This is a genomic window from Pedobacter sp. GR22-10 (assembly GCF_026239715.1).
Classification (GTDB): Bacteria; Bacteroidota; Bacteroidia; order Sphingobacteriales; family Sphingobacteriaceae; genus Pedobacter.
Genome location: NZ_JAPIVR010000003.1, coordinates 56,266 through 75,183 on the forward strand (window position 1 = coordinate 56,266; position 18,918 = coordinate 75,183).

Below are 18,918 nucleotides of genomic sequence, written 5' to 3' on the forward strand. Positions count from 1 at the left end.
GTACATAGATGAAAGTATTCGGGCCACTGATTTTGATAAGTAAATTTTCGCGTTATTTTGCTCCATATATATGGAGCCAGCTATCGCTGCTCGTTCTTATGGTCCTAGGCTCTGTGGGGTCTCTTGCTACTCCCTACGTCTTAAAAATCATTATTGACGATATCTTTCCGTCTGGAAACTTTAAGGATCTAATCCATATCTTGTTAGGGTTGCTTGGTATATATATATTAAGGATTTTTTTTGCTATGCTTTCCCAGATACTAAACTCTACAGTTAGCCAAAAAATCGTTTCTGATATCCGTAAGGACATGTTATCAAATATTCTAGATAAACCTATTGGGTTTTTCAAGCATGCAAAGCATGGGGACATTATATATACACTAACAAATGACGTCCATGTAATACATAATGCACTCTCAGGAGTATTTCTGAACTTCCTTAATGACAGCTTTACAATCATCGGCATTGTTGTAATGCTATCCATTTTGAACTTAAAGCTCACGCTATATAGTTTGACAATAATTCCCTTTATTATTTTTTCAATCAAATGGTTTACCCCGCTTATACAGAGAAATTTTAGGTTTGTTCAGGAAGAGGAAGGTAGTCTTAGCGGTTTTTTCTTGGAAAAACTTCGTAATATCAGGGTGGTGAAAAGTTATGATACCAATCGATTCGAACAGGAGAAATTAAAATCCATCTCATCAAATCTTATTCGGCTATATAAGACCAATGCAATCTTAACTTCTCTCAACTCGAACATAATTACTTTTCTTGCGGCTATCGGGCCAGTAATAGCGCTTATATTTGGGGGACATGATGTCTTTTCCAAAGCAATCACTATTGGTTCCCTTATCGCATTCATTCAATATCTAAACAGGCTCTATGCTCCAGTGATTAATGTAATGAATAACTACAATGAGCTTCTTAAATCGGTGGTTTCGATGGAAAGGGTCATAAATTATATTTATACCGATAAAAGCGAGACCACTAACAATTTTAGGGATGTGGGATCTGTCAATCTGCTGAAGTTAAAAGATGTCTCTTTGTCAATAGACCAGATACCCATTCTGCATAGCGTTAATATGGAATTTAAAAAGGGAAAAATTTATGCTTTAAAGGGTGAAAGCGGATCTGGTAAAAGCTCTATAATAAATTTAATTTGTGGTTTCCTCAAGCCGGACTCTGGAGAAATAGTCGTAAATCAGGGGGTTGCAATTGAGGAGATAAAGAACTGGAAAAGCTTTTTAGGCCTTATCGAAAAAGAAAACCAACTTTTCAATGACTCTATTTTTGCAAACGTTAGGTATGGGAGCTTTGAAATGGAGCTTTCTGATTTAGAAATGGCCAGTACCCATGCGATGCTCACGCCTGTTATTGAAAAAATCCCACATGGCGGAGCGACTCAGATAAATGAAACAGGTACTCTGCTTTCGGATGGCCAAAAACAGCGAATAGCCATAGCTAGGGCCCTATTAAAAAAACCGGGGATTCTACTTATTGATGAGGCAACTTCCTGCTTGGATATTGCAACGGAAAAAACTATCGTAGCAAACCTTCGCGAACATTATTCTCAGTCAATTATAATAATAGTCACTCATAGAAAAGAATCTGTTGAAATGTGCGACTATGTTTACGAGGTCAGTAACGGTAGGATCTTGAACGATAGTTTCGAAGTTCTGGAAAAAAACCAACACAAAGAGTTATGAGAAGGCTAGGTTTAAAGGATTTTAAAAGCATTGTAGTATTAACAGATATTTCTGATATGGTAGTTAACAACCATATCGATTTTAGGTTAATTCAAGAAATCTATGCTGGTTTATTTATAATCAGGCAATTAAGACCAGCTATTAGAATAGCTATTATTGACAAACATTTTGATAGCCATAATCACCTTTGGGCTGGAGCCCCGCCCTTTCATGATATTGATATAGATTTATCATATGCCCGACGCTGGGAATCTGCAAATGCCTTTGACGCAGTAATTTGCCATCCCAAAGACCAATATGAGGTATTCAAGTTGATCCAGGATATGAAAAGCGATAATTGTAATCCATATCCTTTTCCCTTATTTGTTTTGAGAGATTATCTGGATGATTATCCAGTAGAAGGTTTCGCCGATAAATTTGAAGAACTTTTTGACCATAGATCGACAAAAGACTTAGACGAGTTTCAGCTTGCCAGCCTTCAAAATTTTAAGAAAAAAATACGTTTGTCCTTCACCGGATTCGGCCTTGACTTTCAAGAACGACTTTTTGCGGGACTATTAAAGAATCTAGGAGAGAAAAACGCTTCTTTGCCAGACCCAAAAGTTAAAAATATACTCTTCCTGGATGACCACAGAAGAAAATTCTATATTGGAGACTCTTACGTATGGCTGATGAATATCAGGTCAAATGTTTTCAATCTTTTTAAGGAGGCGAACCTCACCATAAATTGTCAGGATACCAACAGATATCAAGCATTGAATCAGATTTTTTCAGGGTCTTGGGAACCATTAGGATTTGAGAATAAGAACTGGAATGAAATAAATTTCAGAGAATACGACCTGATTCTTTACCACAATGATTTGACCGTTAAGTTTCTGTCTTACGTCTCCTCTCATTATTCAGATAAATTCAGTTCAGCTTATATCTTAAGCCTTTTTGATACCCATTCCGAAGTACCAAAGCAGGCACCAAACTGGAATTATAACTCTCTTTACAGAGATAGGATTATCGAAAAAGATCCTTTTACGGTATTAAAAAATAAGAAGCGGCATTCCGAGCTAAGACTGTCCGACTCCGAAAGGGACTGGGCAGACAGCTGGTTGCTGAACAAGGGCGTCCAGGATGATGCCGGTGTAGTCGCTCTGATCATTAACACATCTAAAGTACAAAAAATGCTGAGGTGGGAAGTACAGGTGGATCTCGTTAGAGATCTGGTACTAAAATATAAAATGAAGGTGCTGATTTTTGATGACAAATCAGAGGATCTTGAGCATAGATTTGCGGGGCAACTTGAGCTCGAGGTATCAAAAGAACTGATCTATGCTTCAGGCTTAGGTATAAGAGGTGACCTTAGCCTTTTGTCTTCGAGATTTATCATATCAATAGTCAGTCCCTGCACGGGCCTAATGCACCTCGCAAATGGCGTTTATAGGTATTTATTGAATGCTAAAAAAATACTGCGATCGGAAATGCCGATTTTCCTTGTTTATGCTGGAAATCTGAAAGGCATAACCGATGAATATCATCCTAAGGGATGGTGGGCAAATACCCTCGTTAGGTGCATCGTCATGGTCAAGGATGCGAATGGCGAGAACGTGGTAACTGATGTTTTGAAGATGGTTGGAGATGTTGAAGAATTTAATAGGATTTCATTGCCTGTTGCTGTTTTTAACCATGCCTCCATTCTGGCTTTTATAAATGAGAATCTTGTTTTTAAGTCGGTCGGTTTTAAAAACGATAAAGCTTTGAGCCCTTAACTAATATCAATATTACAAAACTGCTGCTGACGCCAGCATTAAATTAACATTAAATGGAAGAGATCATTAAAAAACTCGCAAACAGACGCAATCACGAGCATATTTTTACGGAAATATATAAGTTTAAGCTGTGGGAGGCTGGTCAAGGAGAGTATTATTCCGGTTCTGGCTCCCATAATCCCAACATCAAGGAATATGTTAAAATTGTTGGCAACTTGATTAAGAAAATGAGCTTCTACAATCTGGTGGAAATCGGATGTGGGGATTTTTTCGTGACGCAGAGCCTTCTGAGAAGTTTAGATAAACTAGGATGTTCTTATCGTTATACCGGATATGATGCGGTACCATCCTTGATTGAAAAAAATATTGCCGAATTCCAAAATAAGAATGTCCAATTCACCTGTAAAGATTGTGCCAAGCAAGATATTTACAGTGGTGATCTTTTGATCATAAGACAGGTTCTTCAACATTTGGATAATAGATCGATACTAAAAATTTTGGGCAAATTTCCCAAATTCAAGGCTATTCTCGTTACCGAACATCAGCCATCTGATATTTACGGTGATTTAGTTAAATACAATTTGGACAAAACTACCAATGCGAACATCAGAGTCGGGAATTTATCTGGTGTTTATCTGGACAAGGAACCATTCAATTATAGTAAGGGCTCTGTATTGCACTCCTTTTATGCGCCATTCAATGGTATAGAAGCATTTATAAATACATATCTTTTTTCTAAAGACACGTTAACATTAGGCTAATGATCACAATACTGTTAAATGTTTGATATAAATTGGCATGAGCAAGCATATTCCGATTTTTATTGTAGAAGAGCATAGTGAGGTTTTTCCTGTGTGGTGTGCCTGTGTAGAGCGGGGACTTCTCAAGTATAATTCTTTATTAATGCACTTTGACGAACATTCTGATATGGGCATCCCGAGGCTGAACAAATCCTTGAATGAACTGTGCATTAGCAGTTCCAAAGATCTTCACGAGTTTACCTCCAGTGAGCTGGGGATAGCAACATTTATCTATCCGGCACTCTACCTTGGCTTTTTTAACCGTGTATATTGGTTTAAACAAGGAGTTAAGGTCATGACTGAGAATGAAATGTTTGTTACCTCTCATAACGGTGACGGGATGAGACTTATAGGTGGAAGATCAGTACCACATCTTAAGCAGGAAAAATTTCTAGATCCAAATTTTAGATTTTTTCAATATATGGAAGCTGGCGAAAAATCTGTTGTAAGAAGCAACAATGTGGCCATTGACATAGATCTTGATTTTTTTTCGTGTGCGGGAAATCCAAATGAACTCAAAGAAATAAGGATCGAAACTTCAGAAAATCAATATTTTGAGATTTTAAATGACCCTTATCATAGGATAAGGTATCAGAATATGAAATTACATCTTGAAGTGGAAAATGGAAAACACTATATCGTATTTAACAGATATAAATATTCTTATCCCAATAGTTATCCCTCTACTCTTAGGAAAGATGAAAATGTAATAAAACAACGTATTGTTTCTTTTATAGCTCAGTTAATCCAGAAGAAAATATCTCCGCAGATCATTACAATCTGTAGATCGAGATTCAGCGGCTTTACTCCTTCTGACCAATGGGAGTTTATAGAAGCAGAACTCATTGGTGAATTGGCAAAATTATATAATCTAAACTATGGCTATGAAAATTTCATTCGATAACCGCATGTTCAAAAAACTAGGTGTTTTGATAATCTTTATCATAAAAGCCCAGATTGCCATAAGTCAAACCCAACCCATATATTACGATGATCTAAACCTGGATATTTTTTATGATCTAGCAAAGGTAAGATCATTGAAAAGCGATCCTGGGTTCTATTTTCCTGAATATGAGTTTTTTGAAGATTATAAGTTGAAGGGAATCACATTGGTGGCAAACCGCCCAAATAATTTTAAAGATTCGATCTGGCGAGACAGAAGCACAACAAAACTTAAGTTAAAGAAAGATACCTCTGTATTTTTTATGAAATACATGGTTGAAAACATTAATACGATCAATATTTGTGTATATCAGGATGGGGTTTACTGGTATAAGGAATTTGTGATTAACGAGCAGGGCTATCAGATTCCGATAAACGAAAAAATCACAAACTGGAAGCGTTGTGAGTTAAACCCTATCCCCGCTGCAAAAATCCATCTCACGGAAAGAGGGAATCTGATTGTCAGTATGCAATGCTTTTCAGATAAAACGAAAGCATCTCGACTAGTTACTGCGGATCTCCTTATACACGATCAAATATCAGTTAAAAAGTCAGTAAATAATTCTTTTTTTAACCAGGCTTTAGAAGCCCCGACTTTAATATATAAAAAATATAATAAATACTACAGCAGTACAATTATATCTGGCTCAAAGGAAGAAACCGATGAGGCACAAAGATCAAATATCTATCTTCAGGGTCTGTCAGATAGGGAAACAGAAATAAATGTCCTAACTAAAATTATCACCACAGCCCTGGATCGATACCCCTTTTACCAGGAAAGGCAGCTTGACAAAGTCAGACTTAGGGCAAAATATCAGTCGTTAATTCAGAAGTATAACGATACGCAACAAATCTGTAAATTAATAGATGAACTCAAAAAATTTCTGTCAGAAGAGTTTAAGGACCCACATTTACAACTGCTTGGAAATACTGAGGAGTGCAAGGAAAAGCCAGATAATTCCAAAAAACCTAGAAGGCCTTTCAATCTATATCAAATTAATGGGCAGCTGTTTGTTGCAATGGTTAATGACCAAAGATATTCAGAGCTCTTGCCCATTGGAAGCAAAGTATTGTCGATAGACGGAAAAAGTACTGACACACTGTTAAAAAAAGCTTTCCCTTTTGAGGCTAAGCAAAATAGTACAAAAGAGTTTTTTTCTGGGATTGCGAAGCCAGCAGGTGATAGTACGGTACTATTGGTTAATACTCAGATTGGTCCTAGATTGGTAACTGTAAAATATGACGGTGAGTTCAAGCTAAGATCAGGTAGTCAGGGCAACTATGATTTCAAAGTTATAAAAAGCAATGTAGCCTATGTAAGACTATCGAGCTGGACTTTAGATGTTTATACTAGGTTTATAAATGATCTTGAGAATATTAATAAAAGTAAAAAGCTGATTCTTGATTTACGCGGTAATGGCGGGGGGGCAGCTCTTAGTGTATTTCGGTTACTCTCGCTCATGGTTAATCATAACAGCGAACTTTACGAAACATTAGGTGAGGATAGCAGTAATCGTCATAAAACTGTGATAAAATCCAACAATTTCCGCCATATCCGTGGCGAAATGCCGATTCTCGTTCTAGGGGATAGAAATACGGCATGCGCATCAGAAATGTTTATTCAATCGCTTAAATACAATAGAGATAACGTGAAGGTTATAGCAACCGAAAATACGGCTGGGGTGCTTGCCAGCAGGTTTGATATTCATTTTCCATCAGGAATTACATTTTCAAATAATTGCTTCACAAGCAAAATGATCTTTCCCAAGGTAGGATGTCTGGAAAATGTTGGTATTAGCCCAGATATAAAAGTAATGATAAAATCTGTTTTCGATCTAAAACCCTATAACGATGTGGTTCTTCAAAGCGCCTTAATCAATTAGGGCATAAGTAATTGGTTTGATTATTTGGGTAGCCACTATCCGAAAGAAACTTACGGAAATCTTTGATCTGCAATATTTCTGAGATTGCCTTTCGTTTATCCTTGGACTTCTGATAGTATGATTTTGTGATCTTATAGCCGATCCAATAGCCTAAGTCGGCAAGACGGCCATTTTTCGGGTGATAATCATACAGCCAGCCGTGATTGTCGCTCTTTTCAAACATTATGCTCCTAAATTCAGCCCAAAGTTCGGCTTCGTAATTTGATCCATATTCATAGTTTTTTTCCCTGGACTTTTCCCTGAAATAAGTTCAGCAATGAAATCTGCACTTCCTTCGTTAATGCATGCCGATAGAAGATCGAGTTTTTTTTCGGTATTTTTTTTTGCTGATAGTGAATAAGCTCATGGGAAACCAAGAATGGGATAAATGCGGAATCAACCATTTCTGCTCCAATGACAATTCCCGCTCTACTAGAGTGTCCACCTGAGTTATATCTTCCGATTAAAAAATAGACAGGTGGAAATATAGCGTTGCGGTAAAGTTCCTTTAATTTTTTGTAAGCTTGTAGACATTCTAGCTTCTTTTCCAGCATATTTTCTGTTTTTGTTCTTGCCTTCTCATAGTCATCCTTTCTTCTCAGCACCGTATTAAACAATGAGTCGGCATTTACTATCCGACCGGCCATAAAAGATTCAAGTCCTTTCGTTCCTTTTGCTATGTAAAATTCATGAAATGGATTTTTACAATCTTTGTTTAGCATATCAAACGCAACCCAAAAATTCTTCATGTCTGAATCATAAAATGCCGAATTAATTGGCATACTTACTTTTTGGGAGAGAAGCTGTGTTGTGGAAAGCAATGTCAATGCTACTAAGCTGAAAAAACTCTTCATAATATTTTTTGCTGAAGTTAGAACTGCAATTTTATTGGAAAAAAAGTCTTTCCTATAGCGATATATATCATTACAGTAGATATGAATAACCAGTATTTTACGTTCTAAAAATATATACCGTTCGATAGGAATCGTACATTGCCTAATTAATGTTTTTTACATTTTTGAACTAAGTTAAAAGTTGTCTTATTTTGAAATCCATTGCTTGAATGCAAGAACCACAAACTTCTTGTATCCAGTTATTAAAAATCTCTTCTCTAAGTAATTATATCAATGCTTCGAAAAAACAGCTCAAATATTAGCTGTTGGATTGATAGTTTTTTTATATTTGATAGTCAATTACAGTCAAATAGTTGCAAAAAAATCGTGAGCATATAGTGAGCAGTATACTTGAGTATAGTTTAAAATGCTTATTTTCAAAGATATATGAGGTTGGTTCGAGTCCCGTCCATTCCGCAAAGCGGAGATTTGAAAAGTCTTCTGCTTTTTTTGTATAATCTACTAGATGTAACGTGGCTTAGATGTGCTCTTATCGTATCGCAAACAAGGCAACGCATGTATGTCGAAGTGGCTACCTTATGTTGCATTGTTCGCGAAGTGTTTCTCTTTATGGTTGTCCGGATTAACCAACTAGATGTGGTTGGTATGTAATTCAAATTATCATAAACTCTAATTTTGATTTGAATAAATGCTTTCACTTTTCCTATAGCCTCGATAGTCAAGAATGAAAATATCATGATTAAAATTATTATAAATAGGTGCTATCTTCCCCCAGGTGTTTACTGCATCATTACTTCCATGTAGATAAAATACAAGACCTTTCGACTGATTTACCTTAAACAATAAGCCATTTAATTGATAGCCATTGACTGTAGAGATGTTTATTTCAGTAAATGGTGTGGAGAATCTGAAATCAAAGTCTTTGTCGAGCTTATCGCCAGGAAAAAATTGTCGTTCTAATCCTTTCGCTATATCTACCTTTTTTTCATTGTCTCCTATTGACTGAGCATTTGTAAGAGTAATATTGAAATTAGCAATCTCATAATGTTAGTTTATGTTAAAGTTATTGGAAATGAATATCGCAGTAGGTATATTTAAGGAAACAAGTTCAAATGATGATGTTCCCAAGAATGACATCATTTTTTCTATTATTTTGTATGCAATATTCTGCTAAAGAGAAAAGTGGTCAGGAGTATCAAAAAATAAAAAACTCTGCAGACAGTCTTGCTAAAATCAAAGAGTTTCATAAATCTGAGGCAATGTATCTAAAAGCCTTAAAGGTTTTGGCCAAGGACCCTGTGTTACATATAAATCTCGCGTCCTTGTATCTAAAGATAAAAAACAGACGATGCTAAGAAGTTCATGAAATCAACCGTGTGTTAAAGGAGCTGATATGGATATGTTACTTTTAGATACCAGTATTAAAAATTACTTGGGCGTTAATCAAGAAGAGGGTGCCAGATATAGGTTCACTTAGCAAACAAGATAAATCACTTATTCAACTTACGGATAGAACCAGATGGATCGATGATTTTAGAGTATTTTTCAAAGATAGTGGAACGTTTTAAGCCACCATTGGATGAATTAGAGATCCAAGTATCAAAACTGCACTTGCAAAACCAATTATTGATGATTTAATGTCTACGTGGTATTTCATATTATTTAATTTAAATGACACCTTAACATCAGCAATTTAATGACTGATCCTATTTTGGGAGCACTAATTATTTAACTTTTTTTAACTATTGAATTTTTTAATAGCATTACGTCATTATCTGGGTATTTCAGTGAAAGTGGCCGCTTAATCCGCATTTAAACTGAAGCCTCATTCCGGTTCAAACTGCCCCCCAATTCCGGGCCAAAGTGGCCGTTTTGACTATTAAAGGCTGGTTTTTCTCTTATAATATTTATTGATCTGTGGCCAGATTAGACAAAATAAAAGCGCCTGAGCCAAGATGTGGGTATCCCGCTGAGCAGAGTTCTGCTGGGCATCTAAAATCGTTTCTGGGGCTTTATTTGATTGGCTTTGTTAAAAGAGGAAGTAACAGGCCGTTCAATGGGTGTTTTGAATCGAAGAAGGATCCCGAAATAGCGCAGATCAATCTTTTGGCATATCGGATGACCAGGCTGGATGGTGTTGCGGAGAATAATTATATTCGATCAGCTTCGAGGTTAATTTTTAATGCACCAGGTAGTTAATCTCGCGGCCACTTTGGCCCCGAACAGAGGGGTTACTTTCGCTGAAATATGCACTAAGCACAAACTAAGGAACTAAGTTAATATTTTGAAATGCTATATTGCATGATGGATTATAGCCTTTACTGCAGCTACGATGGTAGTATTTAATTTTTATACCCTTTTGACCGGTATCGCTGGCGTAAATTTAGTTTTTATTTCGCTCTATTGCCTTTTACACAAAGAGCGGAGAAAAAGCTTGACTGCAATTTTTCTCTCATCTTTCTGCATTCTGCTGTCACTAAACCTTTTATACGACATTTTAACACTTAACAATGTCTTCGGTTTCTACCTCAAATTTTTAGATGAGTTTTCTCTTTTGTTAGCTTTTCCATGCTTATATTTTTATGTGATATTAGTAACAAACAATCGCTTAGAATTTAATAAAAAGCACTTATTACACTGTATTCCTGCAATTTTGTTTGTAGGCGTATGGGTGTTTCCACCTGAGAGTTTTACATTATGGAACCGAAACGCTCCCATGAGTTTGCTTTATCAACATCTTAATCATATACAACTCCTATTCTACATTTTATTGATATTTAGAACATTAAAGGAAAATGACAAAATTTCAAAGGAACTTATTTCTACTATTGAAAATGGAAATTTAAAGTGGGTCAAAGAGTTATTGATATTTCTGTTCATACTATTTTTCGTATGGATTCTTGATAATGCAGGATTGATCAACGGAAATTTAATGGCCATACCATTACTACTGTTTAGTTATTGGATGGGATATTATACAATTAACCAAAAAGACCTCTATTACAACGTTTCTAAAGATTTTGAAATCGAATCTGTTATACCAGAGCCAAATCGGTATAGAAATTCCAAACTTACTGAAGCAAATAAGAAAGCCTATGCAACAACAATTGAGGAATTTATGTCCATGGAAAAGCCCCACCTGAATAATGAACTTACGCTAACTTCTATGGCAAACAAACTGGACATGAAACCGATTCATTTGTCTCAGGTTTTAAATGAGGAATTCCAGGAAAATTTTTATGCCTTTATAAATCGGCATCGCATTGTTGAAAGCCAAAGATTATTAAAGGATATACGATATCGGAACTATAGTATACAAGCAATAGCTTCTGAAGCTGGTTTTAATTCCCTATCTACCTTCAACAAAGCTTTTAAAGAAATTGTGGGGAAATCTCCGTCGGTTTACCAAAAAGAACCTTAGATGCTTCCTAAAGCCGTTTCGGTTATCCGCCTAAGCTTAGACGGAAGACCTTTTTAATAAATTAGACGAGTTTTGGACTACAATCAAAATCCAAATGCTCATGAAAACTTCCATACTTGTTATACTAATGCTTGTGAGCAGCTTAGGCTTTGCTCAGTCCAAACGCAGTCTGTCAGGCCATTTAAAATACAAAGATGGCACTACTCCAAAAGATATCACAGTTTCGCTAATAAGGTTCGGGGATTCGGTTTTAATACAAAGATTAGGTGTAGTAGAAGATGGACAATACCTGTTTCAGGATGTTAAGCCTGACACATACCTTATTATGTTTACCTCACTCGGCACCCAGAAGATTACGCATGGACCGGTATCAGTTGAGAATGAAAGCCTTGTTCTGGATACTATCTTTTTAAATCGGAATATAGAACAATTAGAAGAGGTTAGCATAATAAGCACCCAACCATTAATCCAGAGATCAATTGACAAGACTACTATAAATGTTGAGCATACTAGCCTGGCTGTAGGCAATACTGCACTCGATATATTGAACAGAGCACCAGGTATAACACTCCTGAATGATGGCACAATCCAATTAAGTGGAAAACAAGGAGTGACCGTAATGGTCAATGGAAAACTTACTTATTTGTCATCTTCACAACTTGCAGCTCTCTTGCGGAATACAAACTCAAGTCAAATTAAATCGATAGAAATTATGACTCACCCACCAGTGAAATATGATGCGTCTGGAAGTGCCGGGTTAGTTAATATCATCTTGAAAAAGAATAAGGAACTTGGGACAAATGGGACTGTTACTGCAGATGGTGCTCTTGGAAAAGATATAAAGTCTAATACGGGAATTTCAATAAATCAAAGGACTAAAAAGATAAATATTTATGGAAACTATAACTATGCTGACAACAAAAGATACGGTATATTGAATTTAGATCGTGCAGTAAATATGCTTGGAAACTTGAGTAACATCGGTCAGCAGAGCAATTCAACCACAACAAATCATAATCATACTTATAAAGCTGGTCTGGATTACGATATCAATGAAAACAGTACGATTGGATTAACTTTGGCCGGGTATACCAATGATCAAGGTGAAGTAATCAATAATAAGTCTTTAGTCAGCAATGGTCTTGCACATCCATCCGAGATTATTGCCCTTAATACGGGAAAAAACAAATATTCAAATACATCCTATAATTTAAACTACAAATCCGTATTAGATACCCTTGGTCAGCAAATAGATATTGATCTGGCATTTCTTGACTATAATAATGGGGAACAGGTTCTTTATGAGAACAACTTTTATGATGATAATGGCAATTTTGGTATGAAGGCCCCTATATTTAGAAATATATCTCCAACTGACTTAGAAATTAAAGCAGTCGCAATAAACTACACACTTCCGATTTCAAAAACATCAACCCTTGGTGTTGGTGTTAAATCAAGTATTGTCAAGACAGACAACAATTTTCTTGTTGAAAATAAGGAAGGGGATTCGTGGGTGAAAGATTTAGTGCAAAGCAATAGATTCCTGTATGAAGAGCTCATCAATGCTGCTTATTTAAACTTCAAAAAAGATTTAGCCAGTTTCAATGTGCAACTCGGGGTAAGGGCTGAACATACATCCACTAAAGGTAATTCTATTACCATGTCTGATATGGTCAAAAGGAAATATTTGGATCTGTTTCCTGTTCTTTCCTTCAGTAAAAGGATCAACAAGGATAATACAGCCAGTTTAACGGCTAACCGACGAATAGATCGCCCTAGCTACGGTTCTTTGAACCCGTTTATCTATTATTTGGATTTATATACTTATAAGCGAGGCAATCAAAATTTAAAACCGCAGTACACTAATAGCCTGTCCTTCAGCTATCTTTTGAAACAAAAGTATGGCTTGGAGGTCGTATATAGTAACACGAAGGATGTCATTACTGATATAATAAAACCCGATATAGACCGGGGAGCTTTATTTACCACGCCTGATAATTTAGCCAGGCAAAACACAGTCAGCTTAAGTTTAAGCATTCCGTTAAGTATAGGCCATTTTTGGAATATGTATAACGATCTTAGCGCATACCATGTGAATTTTTACTCAAATGATATCTTAGGCACAACCTATAAGAGTAATCAGAATGCGATGACTTTTAAGTCTTATTCTACATTCACAGTGAGTCAGAATTTTCATTTCGACATATCCTATTTCTATCAGTCCAGGCAACTATATGGCACCTCCTATTTAAAATCGTTTTCATTCGTTGATGTCGGCACATCTTATAAATTTTTCAATAATCGTTTAAATGCGAAAGTATCGGTTAAAGATATCTTGAATAAAAAAACACAAATTATATACAGTAATCTGCCGGGAGTAAATTACACAATGTACGATAAACCTGAGACCAGATTACTTGCGTTAAGCTTGAGCTGTTCCTTTGGCGGTAAAGAGGTAAAACAAGCTAGAAGGAGATCAACAGGAATAGAAGAGGAAAAAGGCAGGATTGGAGGTATCCGATAAAAGAATAGATCTATCTTAAAAGACTTTGTTGAAAAAAATTGTTTAGTTTGATTTGCTGACAGTGTATTATTATACGGTGGAATAATGATAATGGTTTACACCCATACCTTCGTTTTAATGTAATTTTGATGGTATGGAAATCCACCTTAGCACGGACGTTTACTAGGCATCTAATTTTTGTCTAAGATGGCATTTAGGGTTACCAATACTTCGTTATGTGGCTCGTTCAACGCGCAGGCGCTTATCTGTAAAATTATATTCGTCTGTGAGCTGAATTGCTCCGCCAGGCTTTTTGCATATTATTCGTCTCCATCAGGCAACCGGGGTAGTCTCCGGCATTCACATAAGCCACATCTGCCGCTTCGGCACCCATCGCTTTCATCAGATCTTATGATTTTTTTGTAGTGGCTAACCTCTCCCTATATTATTAAAGGCTTGAAAGAATCCGGGATTTCTGAAATAAAATGACTAGCTGTTATTCTCCATTCAGGATTCATTAAGATTATTGACGGGCTGTTTGAACCGAATCGGAAAAGTCTACTTTTCTGTCTGATCAACATTCGAAATATCCGGTACCTGAAACTGATAAAGAAAAATTATCTGTTTTATAGAATATTAGCAACAGGAAAAAGAATAATTATCTACAAAACGCCCATTAAAAGAACAATTATCTGATTTTAAGATAAATCCGTTTGAATCATCTTTTATTTTAAGATTTGCAGGATGAATTAACTGTTTATGATGCTATAAAAAGCGATCAATCAGAACACTCAAGAATTAACGAAAAGAAATGTATGGAAAACACCCGGGATACCTTCAAGTATGATTTTGCATTCAAGCTGGAGAGCACTTGTTTAGATGAAAACTATCACCCCTCTAGTCAAACGCGTCTGACAACCAATTTTGCAAACCTGGCCAGGGGAGACAATCGTCAGCAAAACTTACGTAATGCCTTAAATATGATCAACAACCGGTTCAATGCATTGGCCCATTTGGATAATCCCAGAGCTGACCGTTACCTTGTAGCACTTGAAATCATCACCGTAACGATGCGTATTGATGATAAGAATGGCATCAACAACCTGCCGTTGATCGAAGTTTTAAAAACGAATATTTTCGACCGGGAAACTAACCAGCGTATCGAAGGTATTGCCGGAAATAATTTTTCTTCTTATGTCCGGGATTATGATTTCAGTATTTTATTGACCGAGTACAATAAAGACAAACCCAATTTCTCTATTCCTGAAAATTTTGGTGATCTGCACGGAAAACTTTATAAGTGCTTTGTGAATTCAGCCACTTATAAAGAGCATTTTAAGATGTCGCCGATCATTTGCCTAAGTGTATCTGGCAACAGAACTTATACACGCACTGATTATCAGCATCCCGTTCTGGGCTTTGAGTATCTGCAGGATCAGTATTCTATCACTGATGAATATTTCTCTAAAATGGGTTTAAAAGTTCGTTTTTTCATGCCTCCGAACAGTGTGGCACCGATGGCTTTTTACCATTCCGGAGATCTGCTTGCTGATTATACTGATCTTGGACTGATCAGCTCGATCAGCACGATGGAGACTTTCCAGAAGATTTATCGCCCTGAAATCTACAATGCAAATGCTGTGGCCGGGAAAATCTATCAACCTAGTCTTAAGCACGAAGATTATTCACTGACCCGCGTGGTATATGACCGAGAAGAGCGGAGCCGACTGGCTGTTGAACAGGGTAAATATGCGGAAGAGCATTTCATCAAACCTTACCAGGATATTCTTGAGCAATGGACTGCTGAATTCGTTAGTTAATCAATTATATAAAAAGGAACAACAATGAAAAAACTATTACCAACCTCAATTGTGGGAAGTTTGCCCAAACCTGCCTGGCTCGCACCACCCGAAAAACTCTGGTCACCCTGGAAATTAGAGGGCGATGAGCTGCATGAAGGGAAACAGGATGCCTTGCGCATTGCGCTGCAGGAACAGCATCTGGCAGGAGTGGATATCATCAGTGATGGAGAGCAGACACGCCAACACTTCGTAACGACTTTTATCGAGCATTTAAGTGGTGTAGATTTTGAAAACCGTAAGGTCGTAAAAATCCGTGACCGTTATGATGCCAGTGTTCCTGTTGTGGTAGGTGAGGTTGCCCGTCAAAAGGCAGTTTTTGTTAAGGATGCCAAGTTTTTGCGTACACTGACGGATAAACCGATCAAATGGGCATTACCGGGACCGATGACCATGGTAGATACCCTGTATGATGCCCATTACAAAAGCCGGGAAAAACTGGCCTGGGAATTTGCAAAACTACTCAATGAGGAAGCCAGGGAACTGCAGGATGCAGGAGTGGACATTATCCAGTTTGATGAACCGGCATTTAACGTGTTCTTTGATGAGGTAAACGATTGGGGAATGGCAGCGCTGGAAAGGGCCAGTGAAGGTTTAACCTGCGAAACGGCAGTACATGTGTGCTACGGTTATGGCATAAAAGCCAATAATGACTGGAAAAAAACACTGGGTTCAGAGTGGCGCCAATATGAAGAAATCTTCCCTAAGATCCAGAAATCAAATATCGATATCGTGTCCCTGGAATGCCATAACTCGCATGTGCCATTGGACCTGATTGAACTTGTACGCGGTAAAAAAGTAATGGTAGGCGCAATCGATGTGGCATCCAATACGATTGAAACACCGGAAGAAGTAGCGGATACGCTGCGCAGAACGCTTGCGTTTGTCGATATCGAAAACCTCTACCCCTCTACAAACTGCGGTATGGCACCCTTGTCCCGAAACGTGGCAAACGGTAAGCTGCGTGCGTTAAGCGCAGGGGCTGAAATCATACGGAAAGAATTTGGGATGTAATTTTTCTGAGCAATAGAAATATATTAAAATCATATTGAAAAAGTTATTCGCATTATTGAACAAGGTAGGTTTCGACGGTTTCCTGCTGATGATAGCCACCATGATCCTGCTGGCCTATTTTCTGCCACAGCCAGGCCTTGTTAAAGAACCCGTTTCGCTCGAGGAGATTGCTAATGCAGGCGTATCGCTGATTTTCCTGTTTTATGGCCTGCGTTTGAGTATAGAGAAATTAAAAGCCGGACTTTCCAACTGGAAAATGCATATTGTTGTCCAGTTGACAACCTTTTTGTTCTTCCCACTCCTCGTTTTGGCATCTCGCCCCCTGTTTATTGGCACTGATTATGAGCTACTCTGGCTGGGTGTATTTTTTCTGGCAGCCCTGCCGTCTACGGTTTCCTCTTCGGTGGTCATGGTTTCCATTGCCAAGGGCAACATCCCGGCTGCCATTTTCAATGCGAGCATTTCAAGTCTGATCGGGGTAGTAGTCACGCCGGTCTGGATCGGGCTGTTCATCGCTTCAGCAACCGGTGGTTTCGATGTTTCTGCTATCGTGATCAAACTGGTATTTCAGGTCCTGTTACCGGTCATCATCGGCATCAGCCTCAACGCCCGTTTTGGCGCCATTGCCGAGAAGTATAAAAAACAGCTCAAATATTTCGATCAGGCGGTTATCCTCACCATCATTTATACCTCGTTCTGTAAGTCATTCTCCGAGCATCTTTTTGATGGCTTCAGCGCCCTTGAACTTGCCGGACTTGCAGCGGCGATGATGGCCCTGTTTTTTGCGGTGTTCTTTTGCGTTGGACTGCTCAGCCGCTTGTTTGGCTTTTCGGCTGAAGACCGCATCACGGTTTTGTTCTGCGGATCCAAAAAATCACTGGTTCACGGCACGGTCATGTCAAAAGTGCTTTTTCAGCACAGTACCATCACCGGCATCATATTGTTGCCGCTCATGCTTTATCATGCCCTTCAGCTGATTGCTGCCAGTATCATCGCCCAGGGGATGGCTAGGCGAAAAGAGGCATCATCTCCAATACAGGGGATAAAAACAGCTACATGAAACTTTTAGAAAAAACACAACTGGGTAATGCCAGCTTAAAAAATAGAATGGCCATGGCAGCGATGACCAGGGGTCGTACCGACAGCAATGGCCTGGTGGGTGATATAACAGCAGAATACTATGCCCAGCGGGCAAGTGCAGGTCTGCTCTTTACCGAGTCCATCAGGATCAGTGAAGCGGCCACCGGCAGTCCGCTCACGCCAGGTATTTTCACCAAAGAGCAAATAGCAGCATGGAAGAAGGTAACCACTGCGGTACATGATAGCGGTGGCGTTATTGTAGCCCAGCTTTGGCACACCGGCCGTATTGGGCATTCTATAGACAGGAATGGCAAGCTCCCTATTGCGCCATCACCCCTGCCCATCCGGGGGATGCGGCATTATACCTCCCAAGGCATGAAAGATTTTGAGATCCCCCGGGAAATGTCTACCATGGAGATCATGCAGACGATAAAAGACTTTGGCCAGGCCGCAAGAAATGCTATGGTGGCAGGCTTTGACGGAGTCCAGCTCCACGCGGCCAATGGCTATCTGCCCAGCCAGTTCCTGGCTGAAAGTGCCAACCGGAGGACGGACAATTATGGCGGCAGTATCCCTAATAATACCCGCTTCACAGTGGAGGTGATGCAGGAATTGATCAGTGTAGCAGGAGGTGAAAAAGTGGGCATTAAAATATCCCCATTCCATCCCTATGGCGATATCATATTGGAGGACCCCGTAGCTAGCTATACCCACCTGATCGAAGAACTGAACAAACTGGATTTTGCCTATGTGGAACTCATGCGGCGCAGCCCACATTTCCCTTCACCTGAACATTATGTCTGTGAAGACGAGATTGCGTTCTTTGGCAGGAAGATCCGCCAGAGGGTTATTGCAAATGGAGGCTATGATAGGGATTCCGCCGAATCTGAACTTGAAAAAGGTATTGCGGCACTTGTTTCCTTTGGGAACTTGTACATCGCCAACCCCGACCTGCCCGAGCGCTTTGAAAAAAATGCCGCGCTAGGCAAGCCAGACAGGGCAACCATGTTCGGGGGCGGGGAACAGGGGTATATTGATTATCCATTTTGGAACGGATAAA

The 18,918-nt window shown here is 38.4% G+C and carries 12 protein-coding genes; 11 read left to right on the forward strand and 1 reads right to left on the reverse strand.

Annotated elements, in window-relative coordinates; all coding sequences use genetic code 11:
- The first annotated feature begins 8 nt into the window (after positions 1-8).
- Genes OQX64_RS12890 through OQX64_RS12910 form a run of 5 tightly spaced genes read left to right on the forward strand, consistent with a single transcriptional unit; the run spans position 9 to position 7,088 of the window.
- Positions 9-1,706: an ABC transporter ATP-binding protein gene (locus tag OQX64_RS12890; protein ID WP_265819080.1), complete on the forward strand. Its 1,698-nt coding sequence runs from the start codon at positions 9-11 to the stop codon at positions 1,704-1,706.
- Positions 1,703-3,463 carry a hypothetical protein gene (locus tag OQX64_RS12895; protein ID WP_265819081.1) on the forward strand — a complete coding sequence of 587 codons (1,761 nt, stop codon included), beginning with the start codon at positions 1,703-1,705 and terminating at the stop codon, positions 3,461-3,463. Before OQX64_RS12890 ends, OQX64_RS12895 begins: the two co-directional genes overlap by 4 nt.
- A gap of 53 nt (positions 3,464-3,516) precedes the next feature.
- On the forward strand, positions 3,517-4,224 hold the full coding sequence (locus tag OQX64_RS12900; protein ID WP_265819082.1) for a class I SAM-dependent methyltransferase: 708 nt from the start codon (positions 3,517-3,519) through the stop codon (positions 4,222-4,224).
- 37 nt (positions 4,225-4,261) lie between these two features.
- Positions 4,262-5,167, forward strand: a complete 906-nt coding sequence (locus OQX64_RS12905) for a UPF0489 family protein (protein ID WP_265819083.1) — start codon at positions 4,262-4,264, stop codon at positions 5,165-5,167.
- On the forward strand, positions 5,148-7,088 hold the full coding sequence (locus OQX64_RS12910) for a S41 family peptidase (protein WP_265819084.1): 1,941 nt from the start codon (positions 5,148-5,150) through the stop codon (positions 7,086-7,088). The genes OQX64_RS12905 and OQX64_RS12910 overlap by 20 nt, the downstream gene beginning before the upstream one ends.
- A 272-nt stretch (positions 7,089-7,360) precedes the next feature.
- Here the strand turns inward: OQX64_RS12910 and OQX64_RS12915 are convergent, their stop codons facing one another.
- Positions 7,361-7,981: a hypothetical protein gene (locus tag OQX64_RS12915; protein ID WP_265819085.1), complete on the reverse strand. Its 621-nt coding sequence runs from the start codon at positions 7,979-7,981 to the stop codon at positions 7,361-7,363.
- A gap of 2,332 nt (positions 7,982-10,313) precedes the next feature.
- On the opposite strand from OQX64_RS12915, the gene OQX64_RS12920 reads away from it, so the two are divergent.
- The 6 genes from OQX64_RS12920 to OQX64_RS12945 all read left to right on the forward strand — a co-directional run bounded on the left by OQX64_RS12920 (position 10,314) and on the right by OQX64_RS12945 (position 18,917).
- Positions 10,314-11,402 carry a helix-turn-helix transcriptional regulator gene (locus OQX64_RS12920; RefSeq protein WP_265819086.1) on the forward strand — a complete coding sequence of 363 codons (1,089 nt, stop codon included), beginning with the start codon at positions 10,314-10,316 and terminating at the stop codon, positions 11,400-11,402.
- 100 nt (positions 11,403-11,502) lie between these two features.
- A complete protein-coding gene (locus OQX64_RS12925; protein WP_265819087.1) occupies positions 11,503-13,926 on the forward strand; it encodes an outer membrane beta-barrel family protein in 2,424 nt (807 codons plus the stop codon).
- 794 nt (positions 13,927-14,720) lie between these two features.
- Positions 14,721-15,725, forward strand: a complete 1,005-nt coding sequence (locus OQX64_RS12930; protein WP_265819088.1) for a DUF1852 domain-containing protein — start codon at positions 14,721-14,723, stop codon at positions 15,723-15,725.
- A gap of 24 nt (positions 15,726-15,749) precedes the next feature.
- Positions 15,750-16,778: a methionine synthase gene (locus OQX64_RS12935; protein WP_265819089.1), complete on the forward strand. Its 1,029-nt coding sequence runs from the start codon at positions 15,750-15,752 to the stop codon at positions 16,776-16,778.
- 34 nt (positions 16,779-16,812) lie between these two features.
- On the forward strand, positions 16,813-17,838 hold the full coding sequence (locus OQX64_RS12940) for a bile acid:sodium symporter family protein (RefSeq protein ID WP_265819090.1): 1,026 nt from the start codon (positions 16,813-16,815) through the stop codon (positions 17,836-17,838).
- A complete protein-coding gene (locus OQX64_RS12945) occupies positions 17,835-18,917 on the forward strand; it encodes an alkene reductase (RefSeq protein WP_265819091.1) in 1,083 nt (360 codons plus the stop codon). The genes OQX64_RS12940 and OQX64_RS12945 overlap by 4 nt, the downstream gene beginning before the upstream one ends.
- The last annotated feature ends 1 nt before the right edge of the window (position 18,918 follow it).